We start from the raw sequence: 17,819 nt of genomic DNA, 5'->3' as shown, positions 1-17,819 counted from the left end.
CAGCGAAACGCCCGACCAGCGTCGGGCGGCGTGGATGGCTGCCGCGCAGGCGGGCGATCGGCGTGCCTACGAGAAGCTGCTGGCCGATTCGGTGGCCTTGATCCGTGCAGCAGCACCGGCTCCCCAGGCTCAAGTCACCGTACAAAGCGTTCAACCTCCGGCACCGTCGATAGGGCAGGCTCCCTCATTCGAACAGCTGTCCGGTGGCAGCAAATGGATCACCGCCGACCAGGCGAGTGCCTATCCACCGCTGGCCAACGATTTTCTGAATGCCAGCCACAACGGCAGCCGCGTCAGCAAAGCCCAGTACGACGCGTGGGTAAAGCAGCTTCAATGAAGCTTTGATGCAATGGCCGGCCATGAGCATGCTCGTGGCCGGCACATTGCTGGCAACATGCAGGGCTTCACCCCGTCAATCTGCCATCCGGCTTAAACTCCCGCCTCGATTCCCCAGCCTCGATCGTGCGGCGTGGAGCATTTGATGAAGCCACATTTCATTGCGGCCTGCCTGTCACTGGCAGGCTGTCTGTTCGCCAGCTCCAGCCACGCGCAGAATCCGGATCCAGCCGATATCCGCGCCTGCACCGGGATCGAAAGCGACGCCCAGCGGCTGGCCTGCTATGACCAGGCCACGGGTCGGGTGAACCTGCCAGCGGCACAGAAACGTACCGAGCAGCAGGCGGCCGCACCAGGCGTCTTCGGACACGATCGGAACGGTACTTCAACGATTTCAGCGCAGCCCGACAGTGGGGTTACGCAGCCACTGTCGCTGCTTGACAGTCGCTGGGAGCTTTCGCCGGAAAGCAAGCTCGGCACGTTCAATGTGCGCGGTTACAAGCCGGTCTATGTGATGCCGGTGTTTGCAACCAGCAACCAGAACAATGAACCGCACAGCCCCAATCCGGTCAACACGGTGACTTCGCCGCAGCTGCTGGACAATGTCGAGTCGAAGTTCCAGCTCAGCCTCAAGACCAAGGTCTGGCAGGGCGTGTTCGGCGACGCCGGCGACATCTGGGTGGCTTATACGCAGGACTCGCACTGGCAGGTCTACAACTCACAGGCGTCGCGTCCCTTCCGCGAAACCAACTACGAACCCGAAGCCATGCTGGTGTTCGACACCCACTATGAGGTGCTCGGATGGGATGGCCGGCTGCTCGGCATCGGCGTTGATCATCAGTCCAACGGCCAGTCCGACCCGCTCTCGCGCAGCTGGAACCGGGTGATGGCCGATATCGGTTTCGAACGCGCCGGCTGGACCGTGATGCTGCGGCCGTGGTGGCGCATCCCCGAATCACGCGCGGACGACAACAATCCCGACATCAGCAACTACATGGGTCGTGGCGACATGCAGATCATCCACGAATGGAATGGTCAGGAGTTCGGATTAATGCTGCGGCACTCGTTGCGCGGTGGCAGCGAAAGCCACGGCGCCGCCCAGTTCACCTGGAGCTTCCCGCTGATCGGCAACCTGCGCGGTTACATGGAAGCCTTCAAGGGTTACGGAGAAAGCATGATCGACTACAACCACAACGCCACCTACCTCGGCATCGGCATCTCGCTGCTCGACTGGTATTGACCGACAGCCACAATGACAGAGGCCCGGCGACTGCGAGTCGCCGGGCCTCTGTGTGATGGATCACCAGACATCCGTGATCCGGCACATCAATGGTGATGACCACCGGCGCCGTGCACGTGACCGTGCGCCAGCTCCTCTTCACTGGCCGCGCGCACATCGGTCACTTCGATCGCGAAATGCAGGGTCTTGCCGGCCAGCGGATGGTTGCCATCGATGAACACCTTGTCATTCTCGACCTTGGTGACCGTGACGTTGATCTCGCCCTGCGGGCCGCGGCCCTGGAACTGCATGCCTGGCTGGATGTCCTCGACGCCCTGGAATGCCTCGCGCGGAACTTCCTGCATCAGCTCGGCGTGGTGCACGCCGTAACCTTCCTCGGGCGACACGTCGGCCGTGAACTTGTCGCCTGCTGCACGGCCTTCCATCTGCCTCTCCAGGCCCGGCACGATGTGCCCGCTGCCGTGCAGATAGGTCAGCGGTTCGCGTCCCTCGGAGCTGTCGATGATCTGGCCCTGGTCATCGGTCAGCGTGTAGTGGAAGGCGGCAACGGCGTTCTGTGCAATCTGCATGGGAGTCTCGCGAATAGGTTCAAGTCCGCCGGCCAGGTGCCGACACGAACGTGCAAGGTTAGCAGAACCCCGACATCCCGCCCCGCTGCAGGCGATGGCGGGATTGGCGATACTGGGGACCATGAGCCTGCCGCCCCGCCGCCCCCGACACCGCCTCATTTCATTTCTGCTGCTCGTGGGTGCATGTTTCACCACGCTGGCGACGGCCGCATCGACAACACCACCAGCCGCCACGTTCACCGCCAGCGCATCGCCACTGGCGGCGCAGATTGACGCCTACATCGGACAACCCCGTTTTGCCGCAGCCAGCTGGGGCATTGCGGTGGTCTCGCTGGACAGTGGCCGCACGGTTTATGCATACCACGCCGACCAACTGCTGCAACCCGCCTCCACTGCCAAGCTGTTCGCCGCCGGACTGAGCCTGGCCACGTTCGGCCCCGATTACCGCATCCCCACCCGGCTACTGAGCGACGCGCGTGAACAGGACGGCCGCCTGAATGGCCCGCTGATTCTCTATGGCATGGGTGACCCTACCCTGGGTACCGCCGAGAGCACCGCCTGGGCCGATCAGCTTGCCGCTCAGCTCGCGGCAAGCGGCGTGCGGACCGTGCATGGCGACTTGATCGTCGACGACAGCTACTTCACCGGTCCGACCTTTGGCGCCGGCTGGGAGGCCGGCGATCTGCAGAGTTCGTTTGCAGTGCCCTCCTCGGCACTCAGCGTGCAGGAAAACACCGTCGATATCACGGTGAACCCCGGAAGCGCCGTCGGTCTGCCAGCCAGCCTGGGTTTCACGCCGATCGACGCGCAGCCGCACGTGTCCGGCCAGATCACCACCACCCTGCCGCGCACAACCAGCGACATAAACCTGTATCGCGCACCGGGTTCGGACACGCTGCACGTCTTCGGCAACGTGCCTGCACAGGCACCACCGCAACAATTCAAGCTGGCCATGACGGAGCCCACCCTGCAGGCCGGACGGGAATTGCGCAGCGCGCTGCAGCGCCATGGCATCCGCGTCACCGGTCAGCTGCAGGCGCTGCATTGGCCGCAGGATGATGCCGGACTACTGGCACACGCCCGGACCGTCGGCGAAGTGTGGTCGCCGCCTGTGCTGGAAATCCTCAAGCGCGGCCTGAAACGCTCGCAGAACCTGTACCTGCAGAACCTGCTGCTGAATGTGGGCGCACACGAGCAGGCCACGACTTCCCCACCGCCCCCCGGCTTCACCAGCACGGAGAGCTACGGCATCAGGGCACTGCAGGCGTGGTTGCCGCAGATCGGAATTCAGCCATCGACCAGCCTGATCGCCGAAGGTACCGGCCTGTCCCGCCGCGACCTCGTGACGCCCGACGCGCTGGTTCGCCTGCTCGGTTACCTGGCTGCACAGCCATATGCCGCCGCGCTGCGTGACGCACTGCCGATCGCCGGCGTCGACGGCACCCTGATCGGCCGCATGCGCGGTACCGCCGCCGAAAACAACGTGCATGCAAAAACCGGCAGCATGACCTATGTGCATTGCCTGGCCGGTTACGTCACCACGGCCGCAGGCGAACGGCTGGCGTTCGCGATCATGCTCAACAACTATGAACCGCCCACGGATGCCCCACGCGCCAGCAGTGATCTGGACGCGATCGCCGTGCTGCTGGCGGACCATCGCGGCAGCGATTGAACGCTTCCGACCGCCTCAGCCAGCCAGGCGCACCTGCGTATCCTTGGCGATCTTCTCCGGAGTATCGGTGGGCGCATAACGCTTCACCACCTGCCCTTCGGCATCGACCAGGAACTTGGTGAAGTTCCACTTGATCGATTCGCTGCCAAGGATGCCCTTGCCCTCGCTCTTCAGCCACTGGTAGAGCGGATCGGCATGTTCGCCGTTGACCTCGATCTTGGCGAACATCGGAAACGTGACGTCGTAATGCGTGCTGCAGAAATTCATGATCTCCGCTTCGCTGCCGGGCTCCTGATGCCCAAACTGGTCGCACGGAAAACCCAGCACCACCAGCCCGCGGTCGCGCTGGTCCTGCCACAGCGTCTCAAGTCCCTTGTACTGCGGCGTGAAACCGCACTTGGATGCGACGTTGACGATCAGCAGGGTCTTGCCGCGCCATTCGGCCAGCGAGCGCGGCTTGCCATCGATATCGCGGACGGTGAAATCGTAGACGCTGGACATGGTCACACTCCGGTTGATCGGGTCAATCCAGCAGTCTACGCCATCGCTGGCCGTATCCGTGGCATAGAATGACGCTTCCGCCCGCAGGTCGAATCCCACGCCGTGATCCGCTTTGTCGATGTCCACAAGTCCTACCGCGTCGACGGCCGGGACATTCCCGCGCTGCAGCCATTCAGTCTGGACGTCAGCGATGGCGAGGTATTCGGCATCATCGGCCTGTCCGGCGCCGGCAAATCGACGCTTATACGGCTGATCAATCTGCTGGAGCGACCCAGCGGCGGCAGCATCTTCGTCGACGACACCGAGATGACCGCACTCGCCGAGCCGGCGCTGCGCGCGCAGCGCCGCAAGATCGGCATGATCTTCCAGCATTTCAACCTGCTTGCCTCCCAGACGGTGGCAGACAATGTCGCGTTTCCGCTGCGACTGGCCGGCGAACGCGATGCCGGCGTCATCCGTGCACGTGTCGACGAGCTGCTGGCACGGGTCGGGCTGACCGCGCATGCCGACAAGTACCCGTCGCAGCTCTCCGGCGGCCAGAAACAGCGCGTCGGCATTGCACGCGCGCTGGCCAATCGGCCGTCGATCCTGTTGTGCGACGAGGCAACCAGCGCGCTCGATCCGCAGACCACCGCGTCGGTGCTGGAGCTGCTGGCCGAGATCAACCGCGAGCTGAAGCTCACCATCGTGCTGATTACCCACGAGATGGATGTGGTACGCCGCATAGGCGATCGTGTGGCGGTGCTGGATGCAGGCGTGATCGTCGAGCGCGGCGCGGTGGCCGACGTGTTCCTGCATCCGCGGCATCCGACCACGCGGCGCTTCGTCAACGAGGCGTTGCCCGAAGAGGCGGCCAGCGAGCTGGCGCCGTTCGCGCAAGTGCCTGGGCGCATCCTTCGGCTCAGTTTCCGTGGCGACACCACCTTGACTCCCGCGCTGGGGCGCGTCGCCCGCGAGACCGGCATCGACTTCAACATCCTTGCCGGTCGCATCGACCGCATCAAGGATCTGCCCTACGGTCAGCTCACCCTCGCGATGCAGGGCGAACATGTGGACGCCGCACTGGTCGCGCTCCGTCAGGCTGGTATCGAGATCGAGGAACTGCACCGATGAACCTGCTGCAGACACTGTTCCCCAACATCGACGACTGGAGCGAGCTTGGCCGCGCCTGTGTCGACACCTTGCTGATGCTCGGCGGTTCGCTGCTGCTCACCGTGCTGATCGGCCTGCCGCTCGGCGTGCTGCTGTATCTCACCGGCAGCGGTCAGTTGCGTCCGATGCCCAAGTTCCATGCCGTGACCTCGCTGCTGGTGAACATCCTGCGCTCGGTACCGTTCATCATCCTGATGATCGTGCTGATGCCCGTGACGTATTTCCTGGTCGGCACCAAGCTCGGCATCCGCGGCGCCATCCCGCCGCTGGTGATCGGTGCGGCGCCGTTCTTTGCACGGCTGGTGGAAACTGCGTTGCGCGAAGTGCAGCAGGGCGTGATCGAAGCCAGCCAGGCAATGGGCGCCAGCCTGTGGCAGATCGTGCGCCACGTGCTGCTGCCCGAAGCACGCGGCGGGATCTTCGCCGGCATCACCGTCACCGCGATCGCCCTGGTCGGTTACACCGCAATGGGGGGTGCCATCGGCTCCGGCGGTCTTGGTGATCTGGCCTACCGCTACGGCTACCTCAGCTACAAATCCGACTATATGGTAGTCACCGTGGCGCTATTGGTAGTGCTGGTGCAACTGCTGCAGATGCTCGGCGACCGTATCGTGACGCGTTATAAGCAACGCTGATTTTTTCATTTGCGCTTGGCGGCATGGGCGGCCTACTTTCGTTTGCCACTCATGAGAATCACCGCCATGACCTTGCTGCTCGCCGCCATTGCCGCCATCCTGGCCCTGATCCTGTTGGGCCGCTCTATCGCGCCAAAGGCGTGACGCGTCGCGAGCTCCGCTGGCCCATGTTTGTGTTTGGCAGTATAGACGGCTTATCATTGTGCATCGCACAAGTGAATATTTTCCATGAAACTTCCGTTTGTCGCCCTCGCCACTGCCCTGACTCTGTTCTTGCTGGCGGGCTGCTCCGCGCCGAAGGAGGACGACCATACGCTCACCGTGGCCGCGACCGCGGTACCGCACGCGGAAATCCTCAAGCAGATCCAGCCTGTCTTGGCGAAGGAAGGCGTGAACCTGCAGATCAAGGTATTCGCCGACTACGTACAGCCGAATACCCAGGTGGCCGAGAAGAACATCGACCTGAACTATTTCCAGACCAAGCCGTACCTGGATGCGTTCAACCGCGAGCGTGGCACCCATCTGGTCATTGTTACCGGCGTGCACATCGAGCCGTTCGGCGCGTATTCGCGCAAGTACAAGAGCATCGACCAGCTGCCCGACGGCGCCAGCGTGACCATCCCGAACGACCCCAGTAACAATAGCCGCGCCTTGTTGCTGCTGGCCAGGCACGGACTGATCACGCTGAAGGATCCCACCAACGAGCTGTCCACCCTGAAGGACATCACCGTGAATCCGAAACATCTGAAGTTTCGCGAGCTGGAAGCGGCCATGTTGCCGCGCACGCTGGACGAAGTGGATCTGGCCCTGATCAACACAAACTATGCGCTGGCTGCCGGCCTCAACCCGACCAGGGATGCGTTGCTGATCGAGGACAAGGACTCGCCTTACGTGAATTACCTCGTCGGTCGTCCGGACAACCAGAATGACCCACGCGTGCAAAAACTGGCGAAGGCATTGAACAGCCCCGAGGTGAAGGCTTTCATCGAGCAGAAGTATCAAGGGGCGGTATTGCCCGCATTCTGAATGCTCAACCCTGTGTCGCAGGTATCTCGAACACCTGGCGAAGATAGGTCACATAAGCCTCATCCTCGCACATGTTCTTGCCCGGCGAGTCGCTCAGCTTGGCCACCGGTTGCCCGTTGCAGCGGATCATCTTGATCACGATGTTGAGCGGTACCGGCCCCACGTCATTGGTGAGGTTGGTGCCGACGCCGAATGCCAGCAGACAGCGATCACGGAAATGCGCGTACAGCTGCATCACCTTCGGGATATCCAGGCCGTCGCTGAACACCAGCACCTTGCTGCGCGGATCGACCCGGTTCGCACGGTAATGCGCCAGCACCTTCTCGCCCCATTCGAACGGGTCGCCGGAATCGTGCCGGGTACCGTCGAACAGCTTGCAGAAATACATGTCGAAATCGCGCAGGAAGGCATTGAGTCCGTAAACGTCTGACAGCGCGATGCCGAGATCGCCGCGATATTCCTTTGCCCACGCCTCCAGCGCGGCCACCTGCGAATCGCGCAGGCGCGGCCCCAGCGCCTGATGCGCCTGCAGGTATTCGTGCGCCAGCGTTCCCAGCGGAACCAGGTTGAGCTTGCGCGCGAGCCACACGTTGCTGGTACCGGCCAGTTGGGTGCCGAGCCCGTCGCGCAACGTGGTCACCACCTCTTCCTGCCACGCCCGCGAGTAACGCCGCCGCGTGCCGTAATCGGCAATCCTGCAACCGGCGTAATCCGGCGTATCACGCAACAAGGCGATCTTCGCGTGCAGGCGCCGGCGGCCCTCGTCCAGATCAAGGCCCGCACTCGTATTGCGGAAATACACCTCGTTGACGATCGCCAGCAACGGCACCTCGAACAGGATCGTATGCAGCCATGGACCGCGGATGCGGATATCGATCTCGCCGTTGCCTGCCGCGGCCGGAGCGATCTCGACATATTTCTCGTTGAGCTGGAACAACCCGAGGAAATCGACGAAGTCGCTCTTGATGAAACGCCACGTGCGCAGGTAGTCGAGCTCGTCCATCGTAAAACGCAGCCGGCACAGCGCTGCCAGCTCGGCGCGGATCTCGTCGATATACGGCACCAGGTCGATGCCCGGATTGCGACACTTGAAGCGGTACTCGACCTGCGCCGCGGGATACTGATGCAGCACCACCTGCATCATCGAGAACTTGTACAGGTCGGTGTCGAGCAGTGAATCGATGATCATCAGTCGCCCAAGCGAAGAAGGGGGATGCGCAAGTCCATTATCCATGTCGAGGCGCATCGCATGCGAACCATGCTCATCCGGGCAAAAAAACCCCATCAGCCAGGGGAGGACTGATGGGGTTTGTCAGGCGGCCTCCAGGGGAGGAAAGGCCGGCCCCTCAGTGTCACGATGATCTGTGCCACTTCCTGTCGCCGTCACGGCGATACATGGAGTTAGTGTGGCTGGCACGACGTGAGTTCAACGTGCATGCTGAAATTTGTTCAGCTTTCCGACAGGCTCACGAACAGGTAGCTGGTGCGAGCCCAGCGTGCCTTGCATGCGCGACTGGACCTACAATTTCTTTACATCCCTGCCAGAGTCCGTCATGAAGCTGTTGACCCTGTATCTGCTGATGCTGAGTGTGGCCCTGCCGGTGACCGCCGCCGAACTGAAGGTCGATCTGGGCCAAGGCATCATGACCTATCGCACGGAAGCGCTGCTCAAGCGCCATGACGCACGCACGATCAGCGTACCTGCCGATGTCGCATTCGAACACACGATGCAGTATCGCGCCGTGCCTTTGGCGGCCTTGCTCAAGGGCATCGGCCCGGGCGATCACCTGCAGTTCGTCGCCAGTGATGGTTTTGCCGCGGAGATTCCAGCGGAGATCATCCTGAACCATCGTGGCAGCGAAGCATGGCTGGCCATCGAGGATCCCGCCCATCCATGGCCGGCGCTGGGCAAGGATCATGGCCATGCCGGACCCTTCTACGTGGTGTGGACGCAACCACGAGCGGCCCATATCGGCCCGGAACAATGGCCTTACCAGCTCGCGACGATTCGCAGGATGGACAGCGTGGCCAGGCGCTTCCCTGCGATCGTGCCTGATTCATCGCTGCCGGCAGACAGCGAAGTTCAACACGGCTTCGTCGTGTTCCAGCACACCTGCTTCGCCTGCCACACGCTCAATGGCGAGGGTGATGCACGACTCGGACCCGATCTGAACATTCCCCACAACCCCACCGAATACCTGCGCGCAGACCTGCTGCGTGCCTACATCCGCAATCCGCAGTCGCTGCGGCAATGGCCACAGGCAAAGATGCAGGGCTTCGATACGCAGGCATTGTCCGATGCCGATCTCGATGCCTTGCTGGCGTATCTGCGGCATATGGCGGGGCGCAAGGCGCAAGGCTCAGCTGCTCACTGAACCGCCTTGCGTCCATCCAGCAGGCGTTGCAATTCCTTGTCACGTGCGTCCGCAGGCTGGCGTGCCAGCATACGCACCTGAGCATAGAAAGCCGGCCATTGCTGCCCAGCACGCTGAAACAGCATGGCGAACGCAGGTGTCCACTGGTCGTACAGACCAAATGGCAACAGTCGCGCGTTGTTGATCGGCTGCGCCACCCAGGCATCGTAGCCGTGCTCGTTCGGCCACTTGCGATCCCGCCATTGCGCATAACGCGTGCGGAACGCCGCGATCTCGCGTTGCTTGCCTTCGGCCATCGCTGACTCGGCCATACCGCTGGCATAAAGAGTCTTGAGGCGCTCGCGCAGGTCCAGCACGAGCTGGGTGAAACCATCATCCATCGCCTCTGCATGATCGTCCTGCGGCAGCAAGCCACGCGACTTCCGCCATTCGCGCAGGCCTTCGGTCTGCACGAAGGTGGCGAAGGATTCGTTGAATGCCGTGTCGTCCTTCACGTAAATCAGCTGATGTGCCAGCTCATGGAAGATCGTGCTGTCGAGTTCGTCGTCGTCCCAATCGAGCATGCTGCTGAGGATCGGATCGGCGAACCAGCCAAGCGTGGAGTACGCCGGTACACCGCCGATCCAGACATCGTCGCCGCGAGCCTGCAACCGCGCGGCATCCGCCTTCGCATCAGCCTCTTTGAACCAGCCGCGATAGGCGACACAGCCGGCGATCGGGAAGCATTGCGGCAACGCTTCCACCGAGAACGGTGGCGCGGCAAACACGTTCCACACCACGTACGGACGGTGCAGGTCGACGTAACCGGTGTAACTGCGGTTGTCTGGCAGGCCCAGCCGCTCTGAGGCGAACCGGCGCGCCTTCTGTGCCAGCTGCAGGCGCACCGCGAGCTTCGGATCGGTGGCCGGATCGCGCAAGACGGCACTCACCGCGCGCCGATGGGTAACCAATTCCCCTTGTCCATGCGCAGCCTGCGCGTAGTAACGCAGGCTGCTGCAGGCACAAAGCACAAGGCCCACCGTCGCTATGACGATGAGCCTTGGAAAGCTGATGGATTGCGGCACGAATCGAAATCGGGGCATGCCGCGATTGTGCCTGAAGCGTCAGGCCTGCCTAGTGGCCGTTGTGATTGCCACCGTGCCCGCTGCCATGGGAGACACTGCCGCGGGCCGCGCCACGCGCCGCACCTTGCCAGTGACCAGCCGGACCACGGTAACCCCGGTAACCATAACCGCCACGGTAATAGCCATAACCCGGGCCGCCATACCAGAGGTTCACGCCGGGTGCGTAACAGCATCCGTAATAGCCGTTGTAGTAACCGTAGTAGCCACCGTAGTAGTAGCCCGGCGTCACGTATGCATTCTGGGTGTAATAGACGCCGTTGTAACCGGTGGCGCGCACGTAGCCCGGATCGTAGTAACAACCTGACAGCGTCGCCGCAGCGGCAATCAGTGCAAGACCAGCCAACAGGCGTTTCATGATCCGTCTCCCTCTGGAGTGACGGCACCATTCTGGGACGTAGTGCTTGAATGCGTACTGAGTTTTCAGCACGTGGCTGACCGGCATTTACCTGCCAGCCATGTGCCGCGGATGGACCACCCCATGACTCAGTCCTTGCGTTTGCTCTGTTCACCGCGTTGTGGGGCGAGCACGCGACCATCGCCTCGCTCAAGGGCTGCATCAGCGGGTGCGGAACGGTGTATTTCTGCACCATTCGAGTCCGGATGTGTTGAATTGGCACCTGGCCAGCTCGGTCCTTGCCGCACCCGCTCCTGCTTGGCCTCGAGGAGTGCCTGGATATGCGCTACCGCTTCTTCCGGACTGATGTGCTTGATCGGCGCCTCGACCACCGGACGCCTGCGCAGAGTCGGCCTTTTCGCAGGGGCCACCGGTTTGGCGACGGCTCTGCTGACCGGGCGCTTGGCAACCTTTCGAGCGACCGGTTTTTTCGCAGCCACCTTCTTTGTGGCGATCTTGCGGCCGCTGGTCTTCCTGGCGATGGCTTTCTTCGCTGCCGGCTTCCGGGTCGCGATTTTCTTTGCAGATACTTTCTTCGCTGGCACTTTCTTCGCAGCGACCTTCCTGGCGACAGCTTTCCTTGCGAGCGGTTTCTTCAGCGCTGGTTTCTTCGTCGCTGATTTTTTGACGGCAACCTTCTTCGCAACCTGCTTGCGGGGTGCCGTCTTGGCCACGTCACGCGCGGCTGCCTTCTTCGCAGATGCTTTCTTCGTGGTGGTCTTTTTGGCGGGAGCCTTCTTTGCCGCGGACTTCTTCGCAGCTGACTTGCGGGTCATAGCCATGCGTTCGTTCTCCTGCGGTGATCAATGGTACCGAGGCCAGTATGCTCGCCCCGATGCCACAGATCATCATCGACGGCGTGATGTCTCCGTCATGAGCGTCCGCTCATGTTCATCTTGAACCTCGTTTATCGAAAGCTTGGCCGCATCAGCGCGTTGAGGAAATACGGCAGCACACGCGGGTCCACCAGCAACATGAAGATCACACCATAAGCTGCACCCCACAGATGCGCACTGTGATTCACATTGCCCTGCCCACGCCGGTCCATGTAGATCGAGTAACCGGTGTACAGCACTGCATAGACGATCGCCGGCATCGGTATCACAAGCACGATGATCCGCGACCACGGCGCCAGCAGGATGTAGGCGAACAGCACGGCCGACACCGCGCCAGAGGCACCGAGACTGCGGTAGTTCGGGTTGCCGCGGTTCTTCAAGTAGGTCGGCAGGATCGATACCACCAGGCCGCCGATATAGAACAGCGCGAAACCGAGCATACCCAGGCGATCGTTGATGAATCCCTCCATCGCCCGCCCGAAGAAGAACAGCGTGATCATGTTGAACAGCAGGTGGTTGAAGTCCGCATGCACCAGCCCGTAGGTCACCAGCCGGTGGTATTCGCGCTGACGGGTGATCGCCGGTGGCCACAGGATCAGGTCGTTCATCAGCCGGGTGTTGTTGAAGGCCATGAACGAGACGATGCAGGTGATGGCGATGATGGCCAGGGTGATCAGCATGAACGCATCCGCAGCAGGTGGACAAGGTTCGGCATCTTGGCGCCCCTGCCGGCGCTTGTCGACTTTCCGCTGGCGCCGCCCCGCTTGATAGGTGCTTATGCCACGGTCCGGCGCCGATATTTCGAAAAATCACTGCCCGGAGCACCGCTGCAGGACTATCATCCGCCGCTTTACGCAGCTTGCTGCTGTGTCACGGAATCATGACCTTGCTTCGTTATCTGCATCTGGACGTCTTCGCCGCCACCCTCGGCGGTGGCAACCATCTCGGCGTGGTCATCGGTGCGGATGACTGGAGTGACGCTGCGATGCAGCGTTTCGCACGCTGGACTGCACTGGTCGAAACCACCTTCCTGTTGCCGCCGACCGACCCGAAAGCCAGCTACCGCGTGCGGATCTTCACTCCGCACAAGGAAATCCCGTTTGCCGGGCATCCCAGCATCGGCAGTGCACATGCGGCACTGGAATGCGGGCTGGCCGAGCCACGCGATGGCCTGCTGTGGCAGGAATGCGGAGCCGGTGTGTTGCCGATCCGGGTTGAAGGCAGCGGCGCCAGTCGCGATCTGCTGCTGAAATCACCCGGCGAACGCGTATTGGAAACGGGCCATGCGGCGCACCCGCTGCTGTCAGCGGCACTTGCCGGCATCGAACCCGGTGTACTGCCGCCAGCACTCGTCGATGGCGGCCGGCGCTGGTGGCTGGCCGAGGTTGCCGACGAGGCCAGCCTGCGCGGTTGGCAACCCGATCATGCCGCGATCGCCGCACTGGCGCAGGCCAGCGACAGCATGGGCCTGTGTGCATTCACGCGAGCTCGTGATCCGGACTATCAGCTCGTCGTGCGTGCTTTCCCGGCCGGCGTCGGCATCGTCGAGGATCCTGCCTCCGGCGCCGCCAACGGCCTGATCGCTGCGTATCTCGTGCACGCCGAGCCGCAGGGCACGCTGGCACGCGGTTACTGCGTCAGCCAGGGTCGCGAGATCGGTCACGATGCGCGTTTGATCGTGCGCATCGATGGCAGCGCGATCTGGGTCGGTGGCCGCAGCCACACCGTAGTGAGCGGACCGCTCGACTGGCTGCCGCGCGAGTAATGCCAAGGGGATGACGACCTCGTCCTTGTCAGCCCTGTTTGCGCTCATCCAGATGCGCACGTCGCGCCGCTACCAAGGCCAGTGCCGACCAGTCGAGTTCGGCATCGCCGGCAGCCAGAGCCTCCAGCAGACTGTCACGCAGTACACCAGCGAATGGCAGCGGTACGCGTGCCGCCGAACCTGCGGTCAGTGCCAGCTCCACGTCCTTGAGACCCAACGGCAGCGTGAATCCTGCCGGCTTGAAGCGCTGCTCGGCGATCAGCTTGCCGTAACCCTGATAGGCCGGCGCAGCGAAGAGGGTGTTCACCATCACCTCCAGGAAATCCGCGGCACTGACACCGTGTGCACGGGTCAATGCGGTCGCCTCGGCCATGCTCTCGATCGCCGCGGCCAGCATGAAGTTGCCGGCGATCTTCGCCACGTTGGCGCGTTCCGGCGACTCGCCCAATGGCCACAGCTTGCTGCCCATCGCTTCCAGCAACGGCCGCACGCGTTCGATGGCCTCCGGTTGGCCGGCCACGAGGATATTCAGCTTCGCCGCGGCCGCCATATCCGGGCGACCAAACACCGGCGCAGCGACATATTGCAACCCGCGTTTCGCGTGTTCCTCGGCAAGCTGCCTCGCCAGCGCCACCGAAATCGTCGCGTGATTCACATGCACCATGTCGCGATCCATCGCATCGAGCAGGCCGCCGTCGAGGAACACCTCGCGCACAGCCTGATCGTTCGCAAGCATGCTGCACAGCACCTCACCCTGCGCGGCACGATCAGCCGTACGCGCCGTCTTCGCACCGAGCGAGGCCAGCGGTTCCATGGCTGCTTCGGAACGGTTCCACACTGTCACTGTGTGACCGGCCGCAACCAGATTGCTGGCCATGGCGCTACCCATGGCGCCCAGCCCGATAAATCCGACTTTCATGAAGGCTTCCTCATCTCAACGATGCCGCAGTGGAACATCCTGTGCGTTCAGGGCACGCGAAGCGTCTGCGAACAACCAGGGGCGCAGCCCATCAAGCCATTGCACCTGCCGCCTGCCCCGAAGCCCACGCCCACTGGAAGTTGTAGCCGCCGAGCCAGCCGGTGACATCGACCACCTCGCCAATGAAATACAGGCCAGACACCAGCTTCGACTGCATGGTGCTGGAGGACAGACCGTCGGTATCGACGCCACCCAGCGTCACTTCGGCAGTGCGATAGCCCTCGGTGCCGCTGGCGGTGATCGGCCATGCGTTGAGCTGGTCACCGATCTGCATCAATTCGGCTTCGCGGTACTGGCGCATGGGTCGATTGCCAAACCACTGCTCGCACAATCGTTGTGCCAGCCGTTTCGGAAGCACCTCGCCGAGCACGGTCTTCAGCTCGGCCAGTGACCGTGCGCCGCGCTGTTCGACCAACCAGACGCCCGCGACCTGATCAGGCAGCAGATCGATACGCAGGTCGTCGCCCGGTTGCCAGTACGAGGAAATCTGCAGGATCGATGGCCCGCTGATGCCGCGATGGGTGAACAGCAAACCGGCACGAAAACCCTGCTTGCCCATGCGCGTTTCCACCGCAGACAACGCGACACCAGCCAGATCCTGGTAATGCTCCTGATGCTTGCCGCTCAGCGTCAGCGGCACTAGGCCTGCGCGCGTTGGCAGTACGTCATGACCGAACTGCCGCGCGAGCTGGTAACCGAAGCCGCTGGCGCCCATGCTGGGGATCGACAGGCCGCCACTGGCCACCACCAGTGATTCGGCATGCACCTCGCCGCGCGCGGTAAGCACGCTGAAACCTTCCGGCGTCTTGCGCACGCGCTGCACGCCGCAGCTCGCTTCCACCGTGACGCCAGCGGCGGCGCATTCGTCCAGCAGCATGCGCACGATCTGCTTGGACGAGTCGTCGCAGAACAGCTGGCCCAGCTCCTTCTCGTGATAGGCGATGCGATGCTTCTCGACCAGCGCAATGAAATCGGCCGGGGTGTAGCGCGCGAGCGCGGACTTGGCGAAATGCGGGTTTGCCGAGAGATAGTTCGCCGGGGTCGTGCCGGTATTGGTGAAATTGCAGCGCCCGCCGCCGGACATCAGGATCTTCTTGCCGACCTTGTTGGCGTGATCGACCAGCAGCACGCGGCGACCGCGTTGGCCGGCGGCAATCGCACACATCAGCCCGGCGGCGCCGGCGCCGATGATCAGCACATCCATTTTCACGAATTCGCGTCCTCGCGCCGCATAGACTGCGCATTATTGCCCAGATGCATCGCTTACACTTGCCGCTCCGCCTTCCATCGAGCCACCGCCATGCCTTCCTTTGACGTGATCTCCGAAGTCGACAAGCACGAACTGACCAATGCGGTCGATCAGGCTAACCGCGAGCTGACCACGCGCTTCGATTTCAAGGGTGTGGATGCGAAGTATGTGCTGGACGAATTCGTGATCACGCAGAGCGCCCCCAGCGAATTTCAGCTGCAGCAGATGCTGGACATCCTGCGTGGCCGCCTTGCAGCAAGGAAAATCGACATTCGTGCACTGGACGTTGGCGACCCGGAAACCAACCTGGGTGGTTCGCGGCAGAAGATCACCGTCAAGCAGGGCATCGAGCAGCCGATCGCGAAGAAGCTGGTCGCTTCGTTGAAGGCCGCCAAGCTCAAGGTCGAGGCGCAGATCAACGGCGACAAGCTGCGCGTCAGTGGCAAGAAGCGCGATGACCTGCAGGATGCGATGGCGGTGCTGCGCAAGGCGGAGGTCGAGCTGCCGCTGCAGTTCGACAATTTCCGCGATTGACGAAATCCCTGCAGGAGCGGCCTCAGCCGCGATGTTCTTGATTTGATGCTGGTCGATCCCGAAGACCATCGCGGCTGAAGCCGCTCCTACACATCGAGGCGCCCTGGATCAGGCCTTCGAAAGAAGCCGACCACCCATCGCCGCATTGACACCCACCACTACCGCCACGGCCAGTGCGTGCGTCAGCAGATCGGTCGCAGCGGCATCGTATGCATGGCAGATCTCCAGCAGGCTGGCCGAAGCCGCCGCGCTGGCCAGCCCGATCATCACGGCGGTGAGCACCGGCCGCAGCGGACAGGCGCGTCGCAGTAGCACGATCAGCAACGCAGACAGCGGGATCGAGAAGCTGATGATGAAGACCAGGCAATCGGCGGACTGATGCATGCTGGCGATATGCGTACCCGGAGCAATCCACGTGCGCAGGCAGCCCATACCGCTGGCGCCGATCCACAGCAAGGCACCTGGCAGCGGCAGCCACGCCCAGGCTGCACGCTGCCCCGGCACGCCCAAGGCAAAGGCAGCCCAGGCCGCGGTGATCGCGGTGATCACCGCTCCCATGCCGGCCCAACCGAGATCCGGTGTGCCCGCCCAGCGCCGCAACATCGGATCCGCGCCGTAATGCATCAGCAGCACGACTGCGATCGCCACCACCGCCAGCAGCCAGCCGGCGGTGCGAAGCCATGGCGGCAACAGACGACGCACCGGCACCAGCTCGGTGCCGAGCTGGTCGATCAATGCCTCATGCGATCGCGGGTCGGACATGGTGTTCAAGATTCTCCATGGAAACGTTCGCGCAGCGCCTTCAGCGCGCGATGCAGGTTCACTTTCAGTGCGCCAGTGTTGCGTCCGGTGATTTCGGCTGCCTCGCTCAACGAACGTTCGCGCAGACCCAGCTGCTCGACTGCCTCACGCTGGCCCGGCGGCAATTCGGCGATCGCCTCGCGCAGACGTTGCGCGCGTTGGCCGCTTTCGGTGGCGGCACTGGCATCGTCGGTGTCGGGGTGACTGTCGAGCGCGAATTCGTCATGCAACTCGCGACTGTCGCGACGACCGCGACTGCGCAATGCGTCGATCGCCCGGCGGTTGGCGATCGCGGTGAGCCACGCATCATAGGAGCGGGTTGGATCATAGGTGTGACGTACGCGATGCACGGTGATCAGGGTTTCCTGCACCACGTCATCCAGATGATCCTGCGCCACACCCTGCCGGCGTGCTGCTGCACGGATCAAGGCCACCGAATCGGCCAGCAGCTTCTCGTAGGCACGCCGATCGCCCGCCTGCGCGGCAGCCATCCACGCCGCCCGACGCTGGTCGGGCGTTTCGCTGATGCTGGCGGCGGCGGATTCGACTGGCACGGTCCGGACGAGACTCATCCCACGGGAAAGTCCACTATCTAGACCCATGAAGCCGGTGGCGGTCAAGGTTTGCGACA

General features: G+C 62.8%; 19 protein-coding genes and 1 pseudogene. 9 read left to right on the top strand and 11 right to left on the bottom strand.

What is annotated here, in order from left to right:
• Positions 1 to 337: pseudogene (locus B0E50_RS18415) on the top strand (hypothetical protein); the annotation flags it as partial.
• A 144-nt stretch (positions 338 to 481) separates the two neighbouring features.
• Positions 482 to 1,576 (top strand): phospholipase A, encoded by a 1,095-nt coding sequence (locus B0E50_RS11600; protein WP_077441333.1) that lies wholly within the window; start codon positions 482 to 484, stop codon positions 1,574 to 1,576.
• Positions 1,577 to 1,662: 86 nt separating this feature from the next.
• On the opposite strand, the gene B0E50_RS11595 is transcribed toward B0E50_RS11600, so the two are convergent.
• Positions 1,663 to 2,145 carry a peptidylprolyl isomerase gene (locus tag B0E50_RS11595; protein ID WP_077441332.1) on the bottom strand — a complete coding sequence of 161 codons (483 nt, stop codon included), beginning with the start codon at positions 2,143 to 2,145 and terminating at the stop codon, positions 1,663 to 1,665.
• Positions 2,146 to 2,266: 121 nt separating this feature from the next.
• On the opposite strand from B0E50_RS11595, the gene dacB reads away from it, so the two are divergent.
• On the top strand, positions 2,267 to 3,817 hold the full coding sequence (gene dacB / locus B0E50_RS11590; RefSeq protein WP_077441331.1) for a D-alanyl-D-alanine carboxypeptidase/D-alanyl-D-alanine-endopeptidase: 1,551 nt from the start codon (positions 2,267 to 2,269) through the stop codon (positions 3,815 to 3,817).
• Positions 3,818 to 3,832: 15 nt separating this feature from the next.
• On the opposite strand, the gene B0E50_RS11585 is transcribed toward dacB, so the two are convergent.
• The gene (locus B0E50_RS11585) at positions 3,833 to 4,318 is read right to left on the bottom strand and encodes a glutathione peroxidase (RefSeq protein WP_077441386.1); all 486 of its coding nucleotides are present in this window, start codon (positions 4,316 to 4,318) and stop codon (positions 3,833 to 3,835) included.
• A 102-nt stretch (positions 4,319 to 4,420) separates the two neighbouring features.
• Here B0E50_RS11585 and B0E50_RS11580 point away from each other — a divergent pair, with 102 nt between their 5' ends.
• The 3 genes from B0E50_RS11580 (at position 4,421) to B0E50_RS11570 (ending at position 7,131) form a co-directional block, all read left to right on the top strand.
• Positions 4,421 to 5,431, top strand: a complete 1,011-nt coding sequence (locus B0E50_RS11580; protein WP_077441330.1) for a methionine ABC transporter ATP-binding protein — start codon at positions 4,421 to 4,423, stop codon at positions 5,429 to 5,431.
• The gene (locus B0E50_RS11575) at positions 5,428 to 6,105 is read left to right on the top strand and encodes a methionine ABC transporter permease (protein ID WP_077441329.1); all 678 of its coding nucleotides are present in this window, start codon (positions 5,428 to 5,430) and stop codon (positions 6,103 to 6,105) included. The genes B0E50_RS11580 and B0E50_RS11575 overlap by 4 nt, the downstream gene beginning before the upstream one ends.
• A 228-nt stretch (positions 6,106 to 6,333) precedes the next feature.
• On the top strand, positions 6,334 to 7,131 hold the full coding sequence (locus B0E50_RS11570) for a MetQ/NlpA family ABC transporter substrate-binding protein (protein WP_077441328.1): 798 nt from the start codon (positions 6,334 to 6,336) through the stop codon (positions 7,129 to 7,131).
• Between the two features lie 4 nt (positions 7,132 to 7,135).
• Here the strand turns inward: B0E50_RS11570 and pncB are convergent, their stop codons facing one another.
• Positions 7,136 to 8,320 carry a nicotinate phosphoribosyltransferase gene (pncB, locus tag B0E50_RS11565; protein ID WP_077441327.1) on the bottom strand — a complete coding sequence of 395 codons (1,185 nt, stop codon included), beginning with the start codon at positions 8,318 to 8,320 and terminating at the stop codon, positions 7,136 to 7,138.
• A gap of 364 nt (positions 8,321 to 8,684) precedes the next feature.
• Between pncB and B0E50_RS11560 the strand changes: the two genes are divergently transcribed.
• Positions 8,685 to 9,506 (top strand): cytochrome c, encoded by an 822-nt coding sequence (locus B0E50_RS11560; RefSeq protein WP_077441326.1) that lies wholly within the window; start codon positions 8,685 to 8,687, stop codon positions 9,504 to 9,506.
• On the opposite strand, the gene B0E50_RS11555 is transcribed toward B0E50_RS11560, so the two are convergent.
• The 4 genes from B0E50_RS11555 to B0E50_RS11540 form a co-directional block, all read right to left on the bottom strand.
• The gene (locus B0E50_RS11555) at positions 9,500 to 10,525 is read right to left on the bottom strand and encodes an aminopeptidase (protein ID WP_139350851.1); all 1,026 of its coding nucleotides are present in this window, start codon (positions 10,523 to 10,525) and stop codon (positions 9,500 to 9,502) included. The genes B0E50_RS11560 and B0E50_RS11555 overlap by 7 nt on opposite strands.
• 94 nt (positions 10,526 to 10,619) lie before the next feature.
• Positions 10,620 to 10,985: a hypothetical protein gene (locus tag B0E50_RS11550; protein WP_077441324.1), complete on the bottom strand. Its 366-nt coding sequence runs from the start codon at positions 10,983 to 10,985 to the stop codon at positions 10,620 to 10,622.
• A gap of 128 nt (positions 10,986 to 11,113) precedes the next feature.
• Positions 11,114 to 11,806: a histone H1-like repetitive region-containing protein gene (locus B0E50_RS11545; protein WP_077441323.1), complete on the bottom strand. Its 693-nt coding sequence runs from the start codon at positions 11,804 to 11,806 to the stop codon at positions 11,114 to 11,116.
• Positions 11,807 to 11,931: 125 nt separating this feature from the next.
• Entirely contained in the window at positions 11,932 to 12,540 is a 609-nt protein-coding gene (locus B0E50_RS11540; protein WP_077441322.1) for a rhomboid family intramembrane serine protease, read from the bottom strand.
• Positions 12,541 to 12,740: 200 nt separating this feature from the next.
• On the opposite strand from B0E50_RS11540, the gene B0E50_RS11535 reads away from it, so the two are divergent.
• Positions 12,741 to 13,625 carry a PhzF family phenazine biosynthesis protein gene (locus B0E50_RS11535; RefSeq protein WP_077441321.1) on the top strand — a complete coding sequence of 295 codons (885 nt, stop codon included), beginning with the start codon at positions 12,741 to 12,743 and terminating at the stop codon, positions 13,623 to 13,625.
• A gap of 28 nt (positions 13,626 to 13,653) precedes the next feature.
• On the opposite strand, the gene B0E50_RS11530 is transcribed toward B0E50_RS11535, so the two are convergent.
• Positions 13,654 to 14,544 (bottom strand): NAD(P)-dependent oxidoreductase, encoded by an 891-nt coding sequence (locus tag B0E50_RS11530; RefSeq protein WP_077441320.1) that lies wholly within the window; start codon positions 14,542 to 14,544, stop codon positions 13,654 to 13,656.
• A gap of 91 nt (positions 14,545 to 14,635) precedes the next feature.
• Positions 14,636 to 15,808, bottom strand: coding sequence for an NAD(P)/FAD-dependent oxidoreductase (locus tag B0E50_RS11525; RefSeq protein ID WP_077441319.1), 1,173 nt, complete (start codon positions 15,806 to 15,808; stop codon positions 14,636 to 14,638).
• A gap of 96 nt (positions 15,809 to 15,904) precedes the next feature.
• Between B0E50_RS11525 and B0E50_RS11520 the strand changes: the two genes are divergently transcribed.
• Positions 15,905 to 16,387 carry a YajQ family cyclic di-GMP-binding protein gene (locus B0E50_RS11520; RefSeq protein WP_077441318.1) on the top strand — a complete coding sequence of 161 codons (483 nt, stop codon included), beginning with the start codon at positions 15,905 to 15,907 and terminating at the stop codon, positions 16,385 to 16,387.
• A gap of 108 nt (positions 16,388 to 16,495) precedes the next feature.
• Here the strand turns inward: B0E50_RS11520 and B0E50_RS11515 are convergent, their stop codons facing one another.
• The gene (locus B0E50_RS11515; protein WP_077441385.1) at positions 16,496 to 17,149 is read right to left on the bottom strand and encodes an NrsF family protein; all 654 of its coding nucleotides are present in this window, start codon (positions 17,147 to 17,149) and stop codon (positions 16,496 to 16,498) included.
• A 5-nt stretch (positions 17,150 to 17,154) separates the two neighbouring features.
• Complete coding sequence (locus B0E50_RS11510) at positions 17,155 to 17,742, bottom strand: sigma-70 family RNA polymerase sigma factor (protein ID WP_254427261.1); 588 nt, start codon at positions 17,740 to 17,742, stop codon at positions 17,155 to 17,157.
• Positions 17,743 to 17,819 lie beyond the last annotated feature (77 nt).

Origin of the sequence: Rhodanobacter sp. C01 (assembly GCF_002001045.1) — a bacterium.
GTDB lineage: Bacteria > Pseudomonadota > Gammaproteobacteria > Xanthomonadales > Rhodanobacteraceae > Rhodanobacter.
The sequence above is the reverse complement of the archived record's forward strand: the minus strand, read 5'-3'. Positions and strand labels throughout refer to the sequence as shown.

Coding starts and splice junctions, on each gene's coding strand:
- B0E50_RS11600 (WP_077441333.1), top strand. CDS start 482: ATGAAGCCACATTTCATTGCGGCCTGCCTGTCACTGGCAGGCTGTCTG.
- B0E50_RS11595 (WP_077441332.1), bottom strand. CDS start 2,145: ATGCAGATTGCACAGAACGCCGTTGCCGCCTTCCACTACACGCTGACC.
- dacB (WP_077441331.1), top strand. CDS start 2,267: ATGAGCCTGCCGCCCCGCCGCCCCCGACACCGCCTCATTTCATTTCTG.
- B0E50_RS11585 (WP_077441386.1), bottom strand. CDS start 4,318: ATGTCCAGCGTCTACGATTTCACCGTCCGCGATATCGATGGCAAGCCG.
- B0E50_RS11575 (WP_077441329.1), top strand. CDS start 5,428: ATGAACCTGCTGCAGACACTGTTCCCCAACATCGACGACTGGAGCGAG.
- B0E50_RS11570 (WP_077441328.1), top strand. CDS start 6,334: ATGAAACTTCCGTTTGTCGCCCTCGCCACTGCCCTGACTCTGTTCTTG.
- pncB (WP_077441327.1), bottom strand. CDS start 8,320: ATGATCATCGATTCACTGCTCGACACCGACCTGTACAAGTTCTCGATG.
- B0E50_RS11560 (WP_077441326.1), top strand. CDS start 8,685: ATGAAGCTGTTGACCCTGTATCTGCTGATGCTGAGTGTGGCCCTGCCG.
- B0E50_RS11550 (WP_077441324.1), bottom strand. CDS start 10,985: ATGAAACGCCTGTTGGCTGGTCTTGCACTGATTGCCGCTGCGGCGACG.
- B0E50_RS11545 (WP_077441323.1), bottom strand. CDS start 11,806: ATGGCTATGACCCGCAAGTCAGCTGCGAAGAAGTCCGCGGCAAAGAAG.
- B0E50_RS11540 (WP_077441322.1), bottom strand. CDS start 12,540: ATGCTGATCACCCTGGCCATCATCGCCATCACCTGCATCGTCTCGTTC.
- B0E50_RS11535 (WP_077441321.1), top strand. CDS start 12,741: ATGACCTTGCTTCGTTATCTGCATCTGGACGTCTTCGCCGCCACCCTC.
- B0E50_RS11530 (WP_077441320.1), bottom strand. CDS start 14,544: ATGAAAGTCGGATTTATCGGGCTGGGCGCCATGGGTAGCGCCATGGCC.
- B0E50_RS11525 (WP_077441319.1), bottom strand. CDS start 15,808: ATGGATGTGCTGATCATCGGCGCCGGCGCCGCCGGGCTGATGTGTGCG.
- B0E50_RS11520 (WP_077441318.1), top strand. CDS start 15,905: ATGCCTTCCTTTGACGTGATCTCCGAAGTCGACAAGCACGAACTGACC.
- B0E50_RS11515 (WP_077441385.1), bottom strand. CDS start 17,149: ATGTCCGACCCGCGATCGCATGAGGCATTGATCGACCAGCTCGGCACC.